This window comes from Stenotrophomonas sp. AR029, assembly GCF_047520695.2.
GTDB classification, from domain to species: Bacteria; Pseudomonadota; Gammaproteobacteria; order Xanthomonadales; family Xanthomonadaceae; genus Stenotrophomonas; species Stenotrophomonas sepilia.
In genome coordinates this window covers 696,975-715,625 of sequence record NZ_JAXBQQ020000002.1, presented here as the reverse complement: position 1 = coordinate 715,625, position 18,651 = coordinate 696,975, and the positions used below count along the sequence as shown (strand labels likewise).

The 18,651-nt window shown below is 67.2% G+C and carries 18 protein-coding genes; 9 read left to right on the top strand and 9 right to left on the bottom strand.

The window, feature by feature from the left end; genetic code table 11:
- Positions 1–33: 33 nt before the first annotated feature.
- Positions 34–789, bottom strand: a complete 756-nt coding sequence (locus tag ACM0PB_RS09820) for an arginyltransferase (protein ID WP_414604650.1) — start codon at positions 787–789, stop codon at positions 34–36.
- Between the two features lie 156 nt (positions 790–945).
- Between ACM0PB_RS09820 and ACM0PB_RS09815 the strand changes: the two genes are divergently transcribed.
- Positions 946–1,506: an EF-hand domain-containing protein gene (locus ACM0PB_RS09815; RefSeq protein ID WP_065185993.1), complete on the top strand. Its 561-nt coding sequence runs from the start codon at positions 946–948 to the stop codon at positions 1,504–1,506.
- A gap of 59 nt (positions 1,507–1,565) precedes the next feature.
- Here ACM0PB_RS09815 and ACM0PB_RS09810 read toward each other — a convergent pair whose 3' ends face one another.
- The 4 genes from ACM0PB_RS09810 to ACM0PB_RS09795 form a co-directional block, all read right to left on the bottom strand.
- Positions 1,566–2,783 carry an RNA polymerase sigma factor gene (locus ACM0PB_RS09810; protein WP_065185992.1) on the bottom strand — a complete coding sequence of 406 codons (1,218 nt, stop codon included), beginning with the start codon at positions 2,781–2,783 and terminating at the stop codon, positions 1,566–1,568.
- 113 nt (positions 2,784–2,896) lie between these two features.
- Positions 2,897–3,391, bottom strand: a complete 495-nt coding sequence (locus ACM0PB_RS09805) for a pathogenicity-like protein (protein WP_065178109.1) — start codon at positions 3,389–3,391, stop codon at positions 2,897–2,899.
- Positions 3,392–3,394: 3 nt separating this feature from the next.
- Positions 3,395–4,315 carry an acyl-CoA thioesterase II gene (tesB, locus tag ACM0PB_RS09800; RefSeq protein WP_005408551.1) on the bottom strand — a complete coding sequence of 307 codons (921 nt, stop codon included), beginning with the start codon at positions 4,313–4,315 and terminating at the stop codon, positions 3,395–3,397.
- Positions 4,316–4,402: 87 nt separating this feature from the next.
- The gene (locus ACM0PB_RS09795; RefSeq protein ID WP_005415699.1) at positions 4,403–5,179 is read right to left on the bottom strand and encodes an enoyl-CoA hydratase/isomerase family protein; all 777 of its coding nucleotides are present in this window, start codon (positions 5,177–5,179) and stop codon (positions 4,403–4,405) included.
- Positions 5,180–5,213: 34 nt separating this feature from the next.
- Here ACM0PB_RS09795 and ACM0PB_RS09790 point away from each other — a divergent pair, with 34 nt between their 5' ends.
- On the top strand, positions 5,214–5,660 hold the full coding sequence (locus ACM0PB_RS09790; RefSeq protein WP_005415700.1) for a copper chaperone PCu(A)C: 447 nt from the start codon (positions 5,214–5,216) through the stop codon (positions 5,658–5,660).
- A gap of 72 nt (positions 5,661–5,732) precedes the next feature.
- Here the strand turns inward: ACM0PB_RS09790 and ACM0PB_RS09785 are convergent, their stop codons facing one another.
- The 3 genes from ACM0PB_RS09785 to uvrA all read right to left on the bottom strand — a co-directional run bounded on the left by ACM0PB_RS09785 (position 5,733) and on the right by uvrA (position 9,949).
- Entirely contained in the window at positions 5,733–6,458 is a 726-nt protein-coding gene (locus tag ACM0PB_RS09785) for an enolase (protein ID WP_164092684.1), read from the bottom strand.
- Between the two features lie 90 nt (positions 6,459–6,548).
- Entirely contained in the window at positions 6,549–6,956 is a 408-nt protein-coding gene (locus tag ACM0PB_RS09780; protein ID WP_065178106.1) for an acyl-CoA thioesterase, read from the bottom strand.
- Positions 6,956–9,949, bottom strand: coding sequence for an excinuclease ABC subunit UvrA (gene uvrA, locus ACM0PB_RS09775; protein ID WP_065178105.1), 2,994 nt, complete (start codon positions 9,947–9,949; stop codon positions 6,956–6,958). Before uvrA ends, ACM0PB_RS09780 begins: the two co-directional genes overlap by 1 nt.
- A 317-nt stretch (positions 9,950–10,266) precedes the next feature.
- Here uvrA and rplU point away from each other — a divergent pair, with 317 nt between their 5' ends.
- The 3 genes from rplU to cgtA all read left to right on the top strand — a co-directional run bounded on the left by rplU (position 10,267) and on the right by cgtA (position 12,088).
- On the top strand, positions 10,267–10,575 hold the full coding sequence (gene rplU, locus ACM0PB_RS09770) for a 50S ribosomal protein L21 (protein ID WP_005408557.1): 309 nt from the start codon (positions 10,267–10,269) through the stop codon (positions 10,573–10,575).
- Positions 10,576–10,593: 18 nt separating this feature from the next.
- On the top strand, positions 10,594–10,857 hold the full coding sequence (gene rpmA, locus ACM0PB_RS09765; protein WP_005415704.1) for a 50S ribosomal protein L27: 264 nt from the start codon (positions 10,594–10,596) through the stop codon (positions 10,855–10,857).
- 178 nt (positions 10,858–11,035) lie between these two features.
- Positions 11,036–12,088 carry an Obg family GTPase CgtA gene (gene cgtA / locus ACM0PB_RS09760; protein WP_065196548.1) on the top strand — a complete coding sequence of 351 codons (1,053 nt, stop codon included), beginning with the start codon at positions 11,036–11,038 and terminating at the stop codon, positions 12,086–12,088.
- Between the two features lie 194 nt (positions 12,089–12,282).
- Here the strand turns inward: cgtA and rpsT are convergent, their stop codons facing one another.
- Positions 12,283–12,552 carry a 30S ribosomal protein S20 gene (gene rpsT / locus ACM0PB_RS09755; RefSeq protein WP_005408560.1) on the bottom strand — a complete coding sequence of 90 codons (270 nt, stop codon included), beginning with the start codon at positions 12,550–12,552 and terminating at the stop codon, positions 12,283–12,285.
- Positions 12,553–12,669: 117 nt separating this feature from the next.
- Here rpsT and murJ point away from each other — a divergent pair, with 117 nt between their 5' ends.
- From murJ to lspA, 4 genes are all read left to right on the top strand, one after another.
- Positions 12,670–14,274: a murein biosynthesis integral membrane protein MurJ gene (gene murJ / locus ACM0PB_RS09750; RefSeq protein WP_155760284.1), complete on the top strand. Its 1,605-nt coding sequence runs from the start codon at positions 12,670–12,672 to the stop codon at positions 14,272–14,274.
- Between the two features lie 74 nt (positions 14,275–14,348).
- On the top strand, positions 14,349–15,296 hold the full coding sequence (locus ACM0PB_RS09745) for a bifunctional riboflavin kinase/FAD synthetase (protein ID WP_414604802.1): 948 nt from the start codon (positions 14,349–14,351) through the stop codon (positions 15,294–15,296).
- Positions 15,293–18,124, top strand: coding sequence for an isoleucine--tRNA ligase (gene ileS / locus ACM0PB_RS09740; protein WP_188248294.1), 2,832 nt, complete (start codon positions 15,293–15,295; stop codon positions 18,122–18,124). The genes ACM0PB_RS09745 and ileS overlap by 4 nt, the downstream gene beginning before the upstream one ends.
- Positions 18,124–18,648 (top strand): signal peptidase II, encoded by a 525-nt coding sequence (gene lspA, locus ACM0PB_RS09735; protein ID WP_005415709.1) that lies wholly within the window; start codon positions 18,124–18,126, stop codon positions 18,646–18,648. The genes ileS and lspA overlap by 1 nt, the downstream gene beginning before the upstream one ends.
- Positions 18,649–18,651: the final 3 nt, after the last annotated feature.

Below are 18,651 nucleotides of genomic sequence, written 5' to 3'. Positions count from 1 at the left end.
CTATTCTGCACCCGGCCCGGTGTCAGCGGTTTGTCAGCGCCCGTCCAGTTCGTTGTCGAAATCGTGCCAGCAGCGGCCGTCGTAGGCCTCAAGGGGATGGAAGCGGCGCTTGTAGTCCATCTTCTGGTGCCCGCGGATCCAGTAGCCCAGGTACACGTGCGGCAACCCCTCGCGGCGCGCCCACTCGATCTGTTGGAGGATCGCGAAGGTACCCAGCCCGCGCGCGGCGTGGTCCGGGTCGAAGAACGTGTAGACCGCCGACAGGCCATGCTCGGTGACGTCGGTCACCGCCACCCCCAGCAACTGGCTGGGCTGGCCGTCGTGGCCGGGCAGGCGCATCTCCATGAAGCGGGTGTGCGACCAGCTGCCGATCAGGAACTGCTCGAACTCGGGCGGGCCATGGTCGTCCATGCCGCCATTGGCGTGGCGGTGGGTGAGGTAGCGGTGATACAGCGCGAACAGGTCGTCACGGGCGGTGGCGGCGGTGATCCGCACCTCCAGGTCGTCATTGCGGGCGGCACAGCGGCGCTGGCTGCGGTCCGGGGCGAAGCGGGCCACCGGGATGCGCACCGCCACGCAGGCCTGGCAGTGCGCGCAGTGCGGCCGGTAGACCAGATCACCGCTGCGGCGGAAGCCCCAGCTCAGTGCCAGCGGGTACAGGCCACCCAGCCGGCGATCGTGCGGATCCAGCACCAGGTCGCGCGCCACCCGGTCGGACCAGTACCCGCAGGGGTGCTCGCCGGTCTGGAAAAGCCGCAGTTCGTCGTCTCTATCGCCGTGTAGTGCCATGGGCACAGCATAGCCCCAGCCCGTCGCAGTGGCGGCGACTGTCCGGCGGATGAATGGAACCGGCCACGGCGTCAACCGATGTCGCGCCCGGGCGTTGTTGTCACTCGAGGGTGAAGTGATCACCCCGACGCAATTCCCATTCCCAGGAGTGACCCCATGATCCGTACCCCCCTGCTGCTGGCCCTGCTGCTCGGCACTTCCGCCTCCGGCATCGCGCTGGCGGCCGACACCCCGGCCACGTCGGCGCAGCGCCCGGCCAAGCTGGACACCAATGGCGACGGCGTGATCGACCGCAGCGAGGCGGCTGCCAACCCGCGCCTGGCCGCGAAGTTCGACGAGCTGGACAGGAACAAGGACGGCAAGCTCTCGCGCGATGAGATGCCGCGCTGGCAGCATGGCCGCCGTGGCCACGGCGGTGAGCGCTGGGCCAGGCTGGACCTCAACAAGGACGGCCGCATCAGCCGCGACGAGGCCAAGGCCGACCCGCGCCTGGCCGCGCGCTTCGACCAGCTCGACCTCAACAAGGACGGTTACCTGGACAAGGCTGACCGCGAGCTGCGCATGAAGCAGCATCGTGATGCCTGGTTTGCTGCCGCCGACACCAACAAGGATGGCCAGCTGAGCAAGGCCGAGTTCGACGCGGCCAAGGGTCCGATGCACGGTGGCCCGCGCCAAGGCGGTCCGCGCGACGGCGGTGCACCGAAGTCGCAGCGCTGATTCATCGCGCGCTGACCGACCACGACGCCGGCGTACTGCCGGCGTCGTGCGTTGAGGCCCTAGCGGCCGCTGGAATGGGCCATGGCATACAGCACGACGCCCAGCACCACGATGTTCATGGCGATGATCCCGGTACGCCCATACAGCGATTCATACACCCAGTTGGTGCCGGTGCGCCCACGCCGCGACGAATCGCGCGCGATCAGCGGCGCCATGATCTGCTGCAGCGGTCCCAGGCACTGGTAGTTCACCAGACCCATGCCGAGCACCAGCACCAGCAGATGCACCCACGTCGGGGTCTGCAGCAGTACCACCGCCAGCACTGCCAGGCAGCAGGCCATGGCTGTCCAGGTGTTCATGCGCACAAAGCGCCAGACCCGCGCGCGTTCGGCATCGGTCTTGGCATAGGACAGCAGGAATCGACCGCCCAGGTAGCTGCCGATCACGCCGCCGGCAACGCCACCAGCGAACGCGCCCCAAGTGCTGGCCGGAATCATGTGCAGGTAGCCCAGGGTGGCGGTGACCGAGCCCATGGCTGTACCCCCGGCCACGCTGGCCCCGCCCAGGCCCAGCTTGCTGCTGCCCACGCCGACGCCGGCGCTCAGCAGGATCGCGGCACTGGCGGTGCCGGGTGCGGCCACCAGCACCATCGACACCACGGCGGTGGCGAAGGCGGCGCTCGGCGCGCTGCTGCGCGCGAACTCACCGAAGCGCTGCAGCAGGCCGTCGCGCACCAGCGCGCGGGCGCGCGACAGGCGCTTGCGCACCGCAGCGTCGCTGAGCCCGAGCAGGTCGGCCACCTGTTGCGAGCGCTGGCCCTCGCGGTAGTACAGCAGCAGCACTTCGCGGCTGTCTGCGGGCAGGGCAGAGATGATCTCCTCGGCGGCGATCTCCTCTTCCACCCGCTGCAGGCGGTCGGCAGCACCCGGGGCGGGGTCGGCGGCCATGCCCATCGCCACCTCGGCCGCCTCGCCAGTCAGCGGGCGCCCGCGCTGGGCGCGCAGCCAGTCGCGGGCGAGGTTGCGGGTGATCTGCCGCAGCCACGGCAGGAAGCTGGTCGCGCTGCGCAGCTGGTGCAGCTGCTGCCAGCCCTTCACAAAGGCCTCCTGGGCGATGTCTTCGCTGGCCTGGCGGTCCCGGGTGATGGCCAGCGCGATGGCGGTGACCGTGTTCTGGCAGGCCAGCACGATGCGGCCGTAGGCGTGCTGGCAACCGCTGGCGGCGGCGGGCAGTTCACGTTCCAGGGTCTGGTCGATCGATACGGTGAACGTCGTCATGGCGGCGGCTCTCCTGCGGGGATTGTGTCCCATGACGGAGCCGCGCGCGAAGTGTGACCAGCATTCTGTGCGGTAGTGCCGGCCGCTGGCCGGCATCCTCATTCACCCGCGAATCATTTCGAGGGCTGGATGCGGACCCGGACTTCTTCCTCTTCCGGCGCGGCCTGCGGGGCCGGTTGCGCCTGCTGCGGCTGGGCCTGCGGGGCGGGCACCGGGGCGCCGCGATGGCGCAGGCCGATCACCAGCGCCACGCCAGCGATCACCACCAGCAGCGCGATGCGGATGCGCCAGGCCCAGCTGCGGCCGCCGCTGCCCGGTTCCGGCGCGTCGCGGAAGGCGAATTCGGCGGTGGGGTGGTCACGGCGGGTAGTGTCGAGCAGGCGCGCTTCGCGCAGGATTTCGCGCGCGCGCGGCTGGTCGTCGGCACGCACGATCCATACCGCCGGATAGGCGTTGGCGTTGCCCAGGTCGGTATAACTGAACTGGCCGCGGCGACGGGTCTTGTACGAGCGCCCGTTGGTCACCTTGACGTCGATCCCATGCCCGCGCAGGAGCTCGGCCACGCCTTCGACGGTTTCCACGCGCTGGCTGCTGAAGATCTGGCGCATGGGTTACTCCTTGGCCGGCACGGCGGCGGCCGCAGCCTGGTCGGGAACCACGCGGATCAGGCCTTCCTGCGCAGTGCTGGCCACCAGCACGCCGTTGCGGGTGAAGAACTGGCCGCGGGCCAGGCCGCGCGAATCCTGCGCGCTGGGGCTGTCCAGCGAGTACAGCAGCCAGTCGTCGGCGCGGAACGGGCGGTGGAACCAGATTGCGTGGTCGAGCGAGGCCATCTGCACGTGCGGGTGGTAGTAGCTGATGCCGTGCGGGAAGGTCGCCGTGCCCAGCAGGTGGAAGTCGGAGGCATAGGCCAGCAGCGCCTGGTGCAGCTCCGGGGCATCGCCGACCGGCTCGCTCAGGCGCAGCCACACCTGGTGGTAGGGCGGGCGCTTGGGCGGGTTCAACTCGTCGCGCGGGTAGACGTGGCGGAACTCGAACGGGCCGCCACGCGACAGCCAGCGCTGCACCTTGATCGGCAGCCGCTCCAGCACTTCGGCCGGCAGCGGCCGGTTCGGTTCGATGTCTTCCGGCTGCGGCACTTCAGGCATCTTGTGCTGGTGCTCGGCGCCGGTCTCGGCCTGCTGGAACGAGGCCGCGCAGAAGAAGATCACCTTGCCGTGCTGGATCGCGGTGACCCGTCGCACCGAGAAGCTGCCGCCATCGCGGGTGCGGTCCACGTCGTAGACGATCGGGTGGTCGATGTTGCCGGCGCGCAGGAAGTAGGCGTGCAGCGAGTGCACGTGGCGGCCGTTGTCGACCGTGGCCTGCGCCGCAGCCAGGGCCTGGCCCAGCACCTGCCCACCGAACACGTACTTGGTGCCGATGTCGCGGCTCTGCCCGCGGAACAGGTTGTCCTCCAGCCGCTCCAGCGTGAGCAGGTCGATCAGCTCGGAGACGACGGGTTCGGGCGTGTCGTTCAAGGGGGCGGCCACAGCAGTGAAAGAGGGCCTGATTATACCGGTCAGGGGTCAGATCCCTTTCGCCCGGCGAAAGGGATCTGACCCCGGGCGGGGCAGCCGCTACTTGCCCAGGCGCGCCGCCAGGGCCTGCAGGGCGTTCTGCGCGTCCGGGGCGAACCAGGCCTCGACGAAACGGTCCAGCTGGATCAGGTCCGGGTGCAGCGCTTCGTGCAGGTCGGCGCGAGCGATGGCGCGGGTCAGCAGCATCGGCTGCCGAGGCTGCTTGAGCAGGTTCTGCAGCCAGGCCACGGCGCGGGCCACCACCAGGTCACCCTCAGCCAGCTCGTCGACCAGGCCGATCTGCAGCGCCTGTTCGGCCGGCACCAGCGAGCCGGTGGTCAGCAGCACGCCGGCGCGGTGCACGCCCACCGCACGGCGCAGCAGGCGCTGGATGCCCTCCGGCGCGATCAGGCCCACCTGCACCTCGTTCAGGCCGATGGCATACGGCCGCGACGGATCGGCGCTGCGCGCCATTACCCGGTAGTCGCAGCACAGGGCCAGCACGCAGCCGCCGGCCGGCGCGTGGCCGGTGATCGCCGCGACCACCGGGATGCGGCTCTCGGCCAGTGTGCGCACGGCGCCAAAGAAAGCGTTCCAGGTGTCCAGCAGCTTGTGCTTGTCATCGCCATGCGAGAGCAGGTGCGGCACGTCCATTCCACCGGTGAAGATGCGCTCGCTGCCCGACAGCACGATGCCGTGCGCGTCTTCGGCCATGGCCAGTTCGATGGCATGGATCAGCTGCCGGCACAGATCGGTGTCCAGTGCATTGACCGGCGGCCGCGCCAGGCGCAGTTCGCGGATGGGGCCGTGGTTGATCACCTCGATGAGCGTCGTCATGCTGCGGTCTCGTTGCGAAGAAGGAACCTGGGCGATGATAACCAAACCATTCGTTGGCGTACTGTGGGTGCTGTGTGCGGCCGCAGCATCGGCTTCGGCTGCGGAATCACGCTGCGTCACGGTGGAGCAGGGCTGGGCGCGGTTGCCACCGAATCCGGCGATGCCGATGACTGCCGGCTATGGCGTGATACACAACGGCTGCAGCAGGGCGGTGGTGATCACCGGTGCGACCAGCAGTAGTTTCGGCGACGTGTCGCTGCACGAGACCACGATCGTCGATGGCGTCAGCCGGATGCGCGCGATCGAGCGCCTGCCGCTGGCAGCCGGCGCGCGTGCCGAACTCAAGCCCGGTGGCCTGCACCTGATGCTGATGCAGGGCCGGGGGGCGCTGAAGGAGGGGCAGGCGCTGCCGCTGCAGTTGCAGCTGGAAGGTGGTGGTGAAGCGAGCGCGACGTTGACCGTCCGCAAGGCCGCGCCGTAGCGGGATGGTAGTGCCGGCCGCTGGCCGGCAAAAACAGGAAATGCCGGCCAGCGGCCGGCACTGGCGCAGGTCTTACGACCAGTCGTACGAGAACAGCACCGTGCGGCTCACCGGCTCATACAGCATCACGATCGCGTCGGCGCCGGTGGCGCACCAGTTGTAGCCGGCGACTTCGGCGACGGCGAAGAACTTGTGGCCATCGCGGCGGATGATCGCCAGTTCGGCATCATCTGGAGCATGCCGGTCGTTGGCGGCGTCGGTGAATTCCAGGGTGAAGGCGGCAGGAATATCGGCCGTTTCGATCCAGTTGCCACAGGAAATCTGTCCCCCCAGCGTATCCAGATAAGCGCGCTCGCTGGCCTCACCCTTGCCGTAGCGCGAGTAGCAGGCGAGGCGGCCATGCATGGCGTGGTAGTCGCGGGCCTTGGCGTAGCTGTCGCGCATCTGCGCAATGTGTTCCTGCGCGTCCTTGTCCTGTACTGCATCGCCGATGAAATAGCCCTCGTTGCCGAGGAAGCGCATCTGGTTGCCGGCGGTCAGCTCGAAGGCGATCCAGTTGGTGGCGGTGAAATCGTTGTGGTGTTCTTCGGTGGTTTCGCCGATGCAGCCGTCGTACGGCTCGATCGGGCACAGCATCGTCGCCACCTGGCCGGCCAGTTCCGGGCGCAGCACACCGAGGTCGATCTTCAGCAGCGGCAGCAGATGCTGGCCGAGCCAGGCCTGGTCGGCGGGGAAGACGTCGGTGGGGAAGGGGACCATGCCGGGCAGCAGGTCGCTCAGTTCAGTCTGGTGGATCATGTCAGTCCTTTGAATTGGATCGCTAGTGCCGGCCGCTGGCCGGCATGCGCGAAGCGTCTGGAGGTTGCCGGCCAGCGGCCGGCACTACCTTCAGGTGGAAGCGTTGCGGATCGCCTCAGGCAGCGGCGCGCTCTTGCCGGTCTGGGTATCCATCCAGACCACCACCACGTTGCCATCCGAGTACAGCTTCGATGCGTCCTGCTGGTCGACGATGCGGTGGCCGATGGTCACGCTGCTGTTGCCCAGGCGCTCGACGAACAATTCGACCACGATGTCGTTGGGCCACACGATCGGCAGCCGGTAATTGACGTTGGTCGCGGCCACGACCGGGGCGATGCGGTCGGTCATCGACACGCCGTCCACGCCCAGCATCCAGCGCACGCGCGCTTCTTCCAGGTAGGAAATGTACTTGGCGTTGTTGACGTGGCCCATGCTGTCCATGTCACGCCAGCGCACGCTGATCGGGATGCGGGCCAGGATCTTGTGTTCGCTGCTCATCAGGCGTCCTTCTTCTTCGACGTGCTCTTGCTGGCCTTGCCGGTGCTCTTGGCGGCCACGGCCTTCTTCGCCACCTTGGCCGGCTTCTCGGGCTTCACCTTGCGCGGCGGGCGGGCGTCGGGCTTGTTGGCCACGGCGGCCGGCTGCTCGGGGCGCGCGCTGGTGGAGGGCAGCATGCGGGCCAGGAACTGGCCGGTGTACGACTGCGGGCAGGCCGCCACGTCTTCCGGCGTGCCGGTGACCAGGATGGTGCCGCCGCGGTGGCCACCCTCCGGACCCAGATCGACGATCCAGTCGGCGGTCTTGATCACGTCCAGGTTGTGCTCGATCACCACCACCGTGTTGCCTTCGTCGCGCAGCTTGTGCAGCACGCCCAGCAGCGCTTCGATGTCGTGGAAGTGCAGGCCGGTGGTCGGCTCGTCGAGGATGTACAGGGTGCGGCCGGTATCGCGGCGCGACAGTTCCTTGGACAGCTTCACGCGCTGCGCTTCGCCACCGGACAGCGTGGTCGCGCTCTGGCCCAGCTTGATGTAGCTCAGGCCGACGTCGACCAGCGTTTCCAGCTTGCGTGCGATCGACGGCACCGGCTCGAACAGCTTCAGCGCATCCTCGACGGTCATTTCCAGCACGTCGTTGATGTTGAAACCCTTGTACAGGATCTCCAGCGTCTCGCGGTTGTAGCGCTTGCCGTGGCAGACATCGCACGGCACATACACGTCCGGCAGGAAGTGCATCTCGACCTTGATCAGGCCATCGCCCTGGCAGGCCTCGCAGCGGCCACCACGCACGTTGAAGCTGAAGCGGCCCGGCGAGTAGCCGCGTGCACGCGCTTCGGGCACCTGTGCGAACAGTTCGCGCAGGGGAGTGAACAGGCCGGTGTAGGTGGCCGGGTTCGAACGCGGGGTGCGGCCGATCGGCGACTGGTCGATGTCCACCACCTTGTCGAACAGGTCCAGGCCATCGATCTCCCTGTACGGGGCGATCGGGTGCGAGGAACCGTTGATCTCGTTGGCGGCCAGCGAGAACAGGGTGTCGTTGATCAGGGTCGACTTGCCGGAGCCGGACACGCCGGTCACGCAGGTCAGCAGGCCCGACGGAATCGCCAGGTCCACGCCCTTGAGGTTGTTGCCGCTGGCCCCGCGCAGGTGCAGGGTCATCTTCGGGTTCGGCTTGTGCCGGCGCGCCGGGATCTCGATCGCGCGCTTGCCCGACAGGTACTGGCCGGTCAGCGAGCGCGGTGCCTCCAGGATGTCCTGCAGGGTGCCCTGGCCGACGATCTCGCCGCCATGCACGCCTGCGCCCGGGCCGATGTCCAGAACGTAGTCGGCCAGGCGGATCGCGTCCTCGTCATGCTCGACCACGATCACCGTGTTGCCGAGGTCGCGCAGGCGGGTGAGGGTGCCCAGCAGGCGTTCGTTGTCGCGCTGGTGCAGGCCGATCGACGGTTCGTCGAGCACGTACATCACGCCGACCAGGCCGGCACCGATCTGGCTGGCCAGGCGGATGCGCTGCGCCTCGCCACCGGACAGGGTGTCGGCCTTGCGCTCCAGGGTCAGGTAATCCAGGCCCACGTCGACCAGGAAGCCGAGGCGTTCGCCGATTTCCTTGACGATCTTCGCCGCGATCTCGCCACGCCAGCCCGGCAGGCTCAGCTCGCTGAAGAACTTCAGCGCCTCGTCGATCGGAAGCACCACCAGCTCCGGCAGCGGGCGGTCGGCCACGAACACATTGCGTGCAGCCTTGTTCAGGCGCGCGCCATGGCACTCCGGGCAGGGTTGTTCGCTGATGTACTTGGACAGCTCTTCGCGCACCGCCGGCGATTCGGTTTCCTTGTAGCGGCGCTCGAGGTTGGGAATGATGCCCTCGAAGCGATGCTTGCGCTGGGTGCGGCCACCGGCTTCGGTGAAGTAGGTGAAGGTGATCGCTTCATCGCCGCTGCCGTACAGCACGGCCTGCTGCACCTTGTCCGGCAGCGAGTTCCAGGCCGCGTCGACGTCGAACCGGTAGTGCTTGGCCAGCGAAGCGATCAGCTGGAAGTAGTAGGCATTGCGGCGGTCCCAGCCGCGCACCGCACCGGCGGCCAGCGACAGCTCGGGGTGCACCACCACGCGCGAGGGATCGAAGAACTCGGCCATGCCCAGGCCATCGCAGCCGGGGCAGGCGCCCATCGGTGCGTTGAACGAAAACAGGCGCGGCTCCAGCTCCGGCAGCGAGTAATCGCAGACCGGGCAGGAGTATTTGGAGGAGAACAGGGTCGGCGCGGTTTCCGTGTTGTCCAGGCTCTGCACCGAGGCCATGCCGTCGCCCAGCTTCAGCGCGGTCTCGAAGCTCTCGGCCAGGCGCTGCTTGATGTCCTCGCGCGGGCGGAAGCGGTCGATCACCGCCTCGATGGTGTGCTTCTGGCGCAGCGCCAGCGGCGGCACCGCGTCGATCTCATGCAGCTCGCCGTCCACGCGCACGCGCACGAAGCCCTGCGCGCGCAGCTGGTCGAACACCTGGGCATGCTCGCCCTTGCGGTCGCGGATGACCGGCGCCAGCAGCATGTAGCGCTGTTCCGGGTCCAGGGTCAGCACCTGGTCGACCATCTGGCTGACCGTCTGCGCTTCCAGCGGGTAGCCGTGGTCTGGGCAGCGCGGGGTGCCTACGCGGGCGTACAGCAGGCGCAGGTAGTCGTAGATCTCGGTGATCGTGCCGACCGTCGAACGCGGGTTGTGCGAGGTCGACTTCTGCTCGATCGAGATCGCCGGGGACAGGCCCTCGATGTGGTCCAGGTCCGGTTTTTCCATCACGCTCAGGAACTGGCGCGCATAGGCCGACAACGACTCGACATAGCGGCGCTGGCCTTCTGCATAGATGGTGTCGAACGCCAGCGAGGACTTGCCCGAGCCGGACAGGCCGGTGATCACGATCAGCTTGTCGCGGGGCAGGTCGAGGTCGAGGTTCTTCAGGTTGTGCGTCCGCGCGCCGCGGATGCGGATGAAATCCATCGCCATGGGGGATCCGGTTGTGGGGGCGTTGGCTGGGTGCCGGGCCAGCAGGGAACGGCAATCGGTCAGCCTACCGAGGTGACCAGATGGGGGCAATGGGCGACAATGCCAGCCCGGTGTCTCACCTTGTGAGACAGGCCGACAGGCAGGGGTCAGATCCCTTTTCACGGGGTGAAAAGGGATCTGACCCCGTTCCGACGCCGCCCCCTGTGGCGTTCAGGGGTTGACTTGACCCGCGCCCGATGATCTGCGTACAATCCCGCTCCTGTCCGCCCTCGATGGCGGCAGCTCAGACCACAATAACTACAGAGGAAGGCCTGGTCATGTACGCAGTACTGGTCACCGGCGGTAAGCAATACCGCGTGGCGCAGGGCGAAAAGCTCCGCATTGAAAAGCTCGAAGTCGAAGTCGGCAGCGAGATCAAGTTCGACAACATCCTGATGCTGGGTGACAGCGACGGCGTGAAGCTGGGCGATGCGCTGAAGGGCGCTGCCGTCACCGCCAAGGTCCTGTCCCAGGGTCGTGCTGACAAGGTCCGGATCATCAAGTTCCGTCGCCGCAAGCACCACATGAAGCGTCAGGGTCACCGTCAGTACTACACCGAAATCGAGATCACCGGCATCGCCGGCTAAGCATCAGGAGAAGCAGTCATGGCACATAAAAAGGGCGTAGGCTCCTCGCGCAACGGTCGCGACTCCAACCCGAAGTACCTGGGCGTCAAGATCTTCGGCGGCCAGGCCATCGAAGCCGGCAACATCATCGTGCGTCAGCGCGGCACCCAGTTCCACCCGGGTTCGGGCGTTGGCCTGGGCCGTGACCACACCCTGTTCGCCCTCGTGGACGGCAAGGTGGAGTTCTCGGTCAAGGGCGCCAAGAAGCGTCGCACCGTCAGCATCGTCTCGGCCGACGCCTGATCCAGGCATCGCCGGCACCCGTGCCCCCGGCATGGGAGTGCTGCATGAAGAGCCCCGCTTCGGCGGGGCTTTTCGTTAGAGTTGAAGCAAGACCGGCCAGGCCGGGCTGCCGGCCATCGGCAGGCATAACATTCAAGGCGGCGGCCTGCAGGCCACGCCCATCGCAGGCATCGAAACAATGAAACTGGTAGACGAAGCAGAAATCGAAGTGTTCGCCGGCAACGGCGGCAACGGCTGCATTGGCTTCCGTCGCGAGAAGTTCATTCCGCTCGGCGGCCCGGACGGCGGCGACGGCGGTGCGGGCGGCAGCGTGTACATCCGCGCCGACGAAAACCTGAACACCCTGGTGGACTTCCGCCATGAGCGCATCTTCAAGGCGCAGCGCGGCGAGAACGGCATGGGCCGCCAGGCCTATGGCAAGGGGGGCGAAGATCTGACCATCACCGTGCCGGTCGGCACGGTGGTGATCAACGTCGCCACCGATGAAGTCATCGGCGACCTGACCCAGCACGGCGATCGCCTGCTGGTGGCCAAGGGCGGTCGTGGCGGCCTGGGCAACATGCACTTCAAGAGCTCGACCAACCGCTCGCCGCGCCAGGCGTTGCCGGGCGAGCCGGGCGAGGAGCGCACGCTGAAGCTGGAGCTGAAGCTGCTGGCCGATGTCGGCCTGCTGGGCTTCCCCAACGCCGGCAAGAGCACCCTGATCCGCGCCGTTTCGGCGGCGACGCCAAAGGTGGCTGATTACCCGTTCACCACGCTGTACCCGAACTTGGGCGTGGTGAAGGTGGAGAACCACCGCAGCTTCGTGATCGCCGACATTCCGGGCCTGATCGAAGGCGCGGCCGATGGCGCCGGCCTGGGCGCGCAGTTCCTGCGCCATCTGCAGCGCACCCGCCTGCTGCTGCACCTGGTGGACATCTCGCCGATGGAAGGTGGCGTGGACGGCATCTCGCCGGTGGAGCAGGTGCGTGCGATCGAGCGCGAGCTGGAGAAGCACGACCCGGAACTGCTGAAAAAGCCGCGCTGGCTGGTGCTGAACAAGGCCGACCTGATGTTCGAAGACGAGGCGCAGGCCGCGGCCGAGCAGATCGTTGCCGAGCTGGGCTGGAAGGAGCCGTGGTTCCTGGTCTCCGCACTGGGGCGCGAAGGCACCTTCCCGATCATGAGCCGGATCATGGCCTTCTTCGATCGCCAGAAGGAAGAAGAGCAGGAAGCCCGCGACGCGCAGTAATGCTGTTGTGGTTCCATGCGGAAAACCCGGCTTCGGCCGGGTTTTTTGTTGCCGGGGTCAGATCCCTTTTCCGCTGGAAAAGGGATCTGACCCCGGACGTGTCAAAAGTCCCGGATCGCGGGCAACAAAAAACCCGGCCGGGGCCGGGCTTTTGTCTGCAGCCCAACCCCGAAGGGCGGGGCGGCAACGCCGGATCAGGCGGCCTTGAGGGCCTTGATGCGGTCGTTCAGGCGGCTCTTGTGGCGAGCAGCCTTGTTCTTGTGGATCAGGCCACGCGCGCTGAAGCGATCCAGGATCGGCTGGGCAACGGCGAAGGCGGCTTCGGCGCCGGCGGCATCGTTGGCGTCCAGCGCCTTGATCACTTTCTTGACAGCGGTGCGCAGCATCGAGCGCTGAGCCACGTTGCGCGCGTTGCGCACGACGGTCTGCTTGGCGCGCTTCTTGGCGGACTTGATATTGGCCACGGTGGTGGTTTCCTGAAAAAATCGGTGTTATGGGAACAGCAAGCTAGCTAGTATGATGGCGTAAGAAATGCACGTCAAGTCGATTGTCAAGAGGGACGCTGAGTGAGTTCACCCAAGTTGTTGCGGGGCCTGCTGTCGTTCAGCAGCATGACCATGGTCTCGCGCGTTCTCGGACTTGTCCGGGACTTCGTGGTGACCACCACGTTCGGCACCAACGCCATCACTGATGCTTTCTGGGTCGCCTTCAGGGTACCCAATTTCCTGCGCCGGTTGTTCGCCGAAGGGTCATTTGCCACCGCTTTCGTGCCGGTGTTCACGGAAGTGAAGGAAACCCGCAACCACGCCGAGCTGCGCGAACTGATGGCCCGCACCGCCGGCACCCTGGGCGGGGTGCTGATGCTGGTCACCGCACTGGCGCTGATCTTCGCGCCGCAGCTGGCCTCGGTCTTCTCCAGTGGCGTTGATACCGACCCGGTCAAGCAGGGCCTGCTGGTCGACCTGTTCCGCCTGACCTTCCCGTTCCTGCTGTTCGTCTCGCTGACCGCACTGGCCGGTGGTGCGCTGAACAGCTTCCAGCGCTTTGCCATGCCGGCGCTGACCCCGGTCATTCTCAACCTGTGCATGATCGCCGGCGCGCTGTGGCTGGCACCGCGGCTGGGCGGCACGCCGGAAAAGCAGATCCTGGCGCTGGGCTGGGCGGTGCTGGCCGCCGGCATCCTGCAGTTGCTGTTCCAGCTGCCCTCGCTGAAGGGCATCAACCTGCTGACCCTGCCGCGCTGGGGCTGGCGCCACCCGGGTGTGCGCAAGGTGATGACGCTGATGGTGCCGACCCTGTTTGGTTCCTCGGTGGCGCAGATCAACCTGCTGCTGGATACGGTGATCGCGGCCAAGCTGACCGACGGCTCGCAGTCGTGGCTGTCGCTGGCTGACCGCTTCCTGGAGCTGCCGCTGGGCGTGTTCGGCGTGGCGCTGGGCACGGTGATCCTGCCGGCGCTGGCCCGCCACCATGTCAGCACCGACCGCGAGGGCTTCTCGCGCTCGCTGGACTGGGGCCTGCGCATGACCCTGCTGATCTCGGTGCCGGCCATGCTGGGCCTGCTGCTGCTGGCCGAGCCGCTGATCGCGACCATCTTCCAGCACGGCCAGTTCAGCGCCTTCGACACCCGCATGACCGCGCTGTCGGTGTATGGCCTGAGCTTCGGCCTGCCGGCATTCGCCCTGCTGAAGGTGGTGCTGCCGGCCTTCTACGCCCGCCAGGACACCAAGACCCCGGTGCGCGCCGGCGTGGCGGCGCTGGTGGCCAACATGGTGTTCAACTTCGCCCTGCTGGCCGTGCTGTACCAGGTGATGGTGCCCGACGCGCTGAAGGCGCAGGGCGTGATGGCGGCCATCGGCAAGCAGCCGGGCCTGCACCTGGCACTGGGCATCGCCAGCGCGCTGTCCAGTTACCTGAACCTGGGCCTGCTCTGGTACTGGCTGGGCAAGACCGATGTCTACCAGCGCCGGCCGGGTTGGGGCGGCTATCTGCTGCGCCTGGTGCTGGCCTGTGCGGCCATGGTTGGCGTGCTGTTGGCCCTGCTGCACTGGCTGCCGGGTTTCTCCGCGATGCGTGTCTGGGAGCGGATCGGTGCCCTTGCGTTGCTGGTCGGCGGCGGCGGCGCGACCTATGCCGTGGCCATGCTGGCGATGGGCTTCCGTCCGCGCGACCTGCGCGGGCATTGATCGCGGCCCGTGGCGGCTATACTTCAGGGTTACACCATTGAAGCGGCGGCCCGGTCGGGCCGGAACGAGAGTTGATGAGCAGGCTGTTCAGAAGCGTCGAGGGCGGGGAGCTGTTCCCCAACGGAAGCGTGGTCTGTATCGGTGCATTCGACGGCCTCCACCTGGGCCATCGTGCGCTGGTCCGCCACGCGGTCGCCCGCGCGCGCGCCTTGGGCGTGGCCGCAGTGGCCGTGGCATTCGAGCCGCTGCCGCGTGAATTCTTCGCGCAGGGCACGCCGCCGCCGCGGCTGACCCTGGCGCGCAGCAAGGTCGAGATCCTGCGCGAGCTCGGTGTCGATGCGGTCGGCCTGCTGCGCTTCGACGCGGCGATGGCGGCGATGCCGGCCGAGACCTTCGTGCGCCGGTTGCTGGTGCACCGGCTGGGCGCCCGCGAAGTCTGGATCGGGCCGGAGTTCTGCTTCGGCAACCGCCGCCGCGGTGATCTGGCACTGCTGCAGGAGATGGGCGCCGAACTGGGCTTCAGCGCCGGCGAGATTGAAGCGGTGGACCTGCATGGCGAGCGCATCTCCAGCACCCGCATCCGCCAGCTGCTGCAGGGGGGCGATTTCGCCCGCGCCAACGACCTGCTCGGTCGCCCGTATGCGATCAGCGGGCGCGTGGTGCGCGGTCGCCAGCTTGGCCGTACGCTGGGCTTCCCCACCGCCAACCTGCGCTTCCCGAAGACCCCGGCGCTGTCGGGCATCTACGCAACCTGGGTGCACGACGTGTTCGACCAGCCGTGGCCGTCGGTGTCCAGCTTCGGCACTCGGCCGACGGTGGAGGGCGTGGAGCCGCTGCTGGAAGCCCACCTGTTCGATTTCCAGGGCGACCTGTACGGGCGCCACATCGACGTGGAGTTTGTCGCCAAGCTGCGCGACGAAGAGAAATTCAATGATCTGGCGGCACTGACCGACCAGATGCACCGCGACGCCGAACAGGCGCGCGCCCTCCTTTCCGAACATAGATTGCGAGCCACTGCGTGAGCCAGGACTACAAGACCACCCTGAACCTGCCAGCCACCGAATTCCCGATGCGCGGCGACCTGCCCAAGCGCGAGCCGGGCATTCTGGCGCAGTGGGAAGCGCAGGGGCTCTACCAGCAGCTGCGTGACAACGCCGCCGGCCGCCCGCTGTTCGTGCTGCACGACGGCCCGCCCTACGCCAACGGCCGCATCCACCTGGGCCATGCGGTCAACAAGATCCTGAAGGACATCATCGTCAAGTCGCGCTACCTGGCCGGCTTCGATGCGCCCTATGTGCCGGGCTGGGACTGCCATGGCCTGCCGATCGAGATCGCGGTCGAGAAGAAGTGGGGCAAGGTCGGCACCAAGCTCGATGCGGTTGAATTCCGGCAGAAGTGCCGCGAGTTCGCCGAAGAGCAGATCAACATCCAGCGCGTGGACTTCAAGCGCCTGGGCGTGACCGGCGATTGGGACAACCCGTACAAGACCCTGAGTTTCGACTTCGAAGCCAATGAGATCCGTGCGCTGGCCAAGGTCGTCGCCAACGGTCACCTGGTGCGTGGTGCCAAGCCGGTGTACTGGTGCTTCGACTGTGGCTCGGCACTGGCCGAGGCGGAGATCGAGTACCAGGAAAAGGAATCGCCGGCGATCGACGTGGCCTACGCCGCGCGCGATGCCCAGGCCATCGGCAAGGCGTTCGGTGTGAGCGTGCCGGCCGACGTCGAAGTGGCCGTGCCGATCTGGACCACCACCCCGTGGACGCTGCCAGCCTCGCTGGCGGTGTCGCTGGGCGCGGAAATCAACTATGTGCTGGCCGAAGGCCCGGCCCACAACGGCAAGCGCCGTTGGCTGGTGCTGGCCGCCGCGCTGGCCGAGCGCTCGCTGCAGCGCTACGGCGTCGAGAGCGTCGTGCTGCACGGTGAAACCACCGGTGCGGCGCTGGAGAACCAGCTGCTGGCGCATCCGTTCTATCCGGAGCGCGACATCCCGCTGCTCAATGGCGACCACGTCTCCGACGAGGACGGTACCGGTGCGGTGCACACCGCCCCTGGCCACGGCCAGGAAGACTTCGTGGTCAGCCAGAAGTACGGCCTGCTGGACAAGTACAACGCCGGGCAGGTGACCCCGATCGACGGCCGTGGCGTGTACCTGGAATCGACCCCGCCGGCCGGTGAGGTGGTGCTGGCCGGCCAGCACCTGTGGAAGGCGCAGGAGGCCATCGTCGGCGTGCTGCGTGACAATGGTTCGCTGCTGGCCTTCCACCCGATCCGCCACAGCTATCCGCACTGCTGGCGCCACAAGACACCAGTGGTGTTCCGCGCGACTCCGCAGTGGTTCATCTCGATGGACAAGGCCAACCTGCGCAGCGATGCGCTGGCTGCGATCGACACTGTCGGCTGGTTCCCGACCTGGGGCAAGGCGCGCATCCAGAGCATGGTCGACGGTCGCCCGGACTGGACCATCTCGCGCCAGCGCACCTGGGGCGTACCGATCGCACTGTTCACCCATCGCCAGACCGGCGAGATCCACCCGCGCTCGGTGGAGCTGATGCAGCAGGTCGCCGACCGCGTCGAAGCCGAGGGCATCGATGTGTGGTACTCGCTGGACGCCGCCGAACTGCTCGGCGCCGAAGCGGCCGACTACGAGAAAGTCACCGACATCCTCGACGTCTGGTTCGATTCGGGCGTGACCCATGAAGGCGTGCTCGCCGCGCGTGGCTTCGGCAAGCCGGCCGACCTGTACCTGGAAGGCTCCGACCAGCACCGCGGCTGGTTCCAGTCCTCGCTGCTGACCGGCGTGGCGATCGACAAGCGCGCGCCGTACAAGCAGTGCCTCACCCACGGCTTCACCGTGGATGAGCACGGCCGCAAGATGTCCAAGTCGCTGGGCAACGGCATCGAGCCGCAGGACATCATGAACAAGCTGGGCGCGGACATCCTGCGCCTGTGGATCGCCTCGGCCGACTACAGCAACGAGATGTCGCTGTCGCAGGAAATCCTGAAGCGCAATGCTGACGCCTACCGCCGCCTGCGCAACACCGCACGCTTCCTGCTCGGCAACCTGGACGGTTTCGATCCGGCCCGGCACCTGCAACCGCTCGAGCAGATGGTCGCGCTGGACCGCTGGATCGTGCATCGCGCCTGGGAGCTGCAGGAGAAGATCAAGACGGCCTACGACGGCTACAACATGGCCGAGATCGTGCAGCTGCTGCTGAACTTCTGCAGCGTGGATCTGGGCTCGCTGTACCTGGACGTGACCAAGGACCGCCTGTACACCATGCCGACCGATTCGCATGGTCGCCGTTCGGCACAGAGCGCGATGTACCACATCGCCGAAGCGTTCACCCGCTGGGTGGCGCCGATCCTGACCTTCACCGCCGACGAGCTGTGGGGCTACCTGCCGGGCGAACGTGCCGGCCATGTGCTGTTCACCACCTGGTACGACGGCCTGGCGCCGCTGCCGGCCGGTGCCCAGCTCAACGCCGCCGATTTCGACCAGCTGCTGGCTGTGCGCGAGCAGGTGGCCAAGGTGCTCGAGCCGATGCGTGCAAACGGCGCGATCGGTGCCGCGCTGGAAGCGGAAATCACCATCGCCGCCAGCGAAGAGCAGGCCGCGAAGTGGCAGCCGCTGGCCGATGAACTGCGCTTCCTGTTCATCAGCGGCGACGTGCAGGTGCGGCCGGCGACCACCGACGAGGTGTTCGTCAGCGCCCAGCCGACCACCAAGACCAAGTGCGTGCGCTGCTGGCACCATCGCGCCGATGTCGGCAGCAACGCCGACCATCCGGAACTGTGCGGCCGCTGCGTGAGCAACATCACCGGTGCCGGTGAAGTGCGGAGCTGGTTCTGATGGCCGCGTCCCGTCCGCATCCGAACGCCCTGGTCTGGCTGCTGCTGTCGGCCGCCATCATCGGCCTGGACCAGTGGTCCAAGGCCTGGGTGCTGTCGAGCCTGCCGGAGTTCCAGCCGGTGGTGGTCATCGACGGCTTCTGGAACTGGTACCGCACCTACAACACCGGTGCGGCGTTCAGTTTCCTGAGTGACGCCGGTGGTTGGCAGAAGTACTTCTTCACCGCGCTGGCGATCGCCATCAGCGGCCTGATGGCCTGGTGGCTGCGCGGCACCGCCCGTGGCAACTGGAAGGCCGCGGTGCCGTATGCGCTGATCATCGGCGGTGCCATCGGCAACGTGATCGACCGCCAGGTGCACGGCCATGTGGTCGATTTCATCCAGTGGTACGTGGGCAGCTATACCTGGCCCTCGTTCAACATCGCCGATTCGGCCATCGTGGTGGGTGCCATCGGCATCGCCCTGTTTGGCCTGTTCGACGGCAAGTCCGCCAAAAAGGCGGATAATGCCAATCCGAAACCGTAAGCC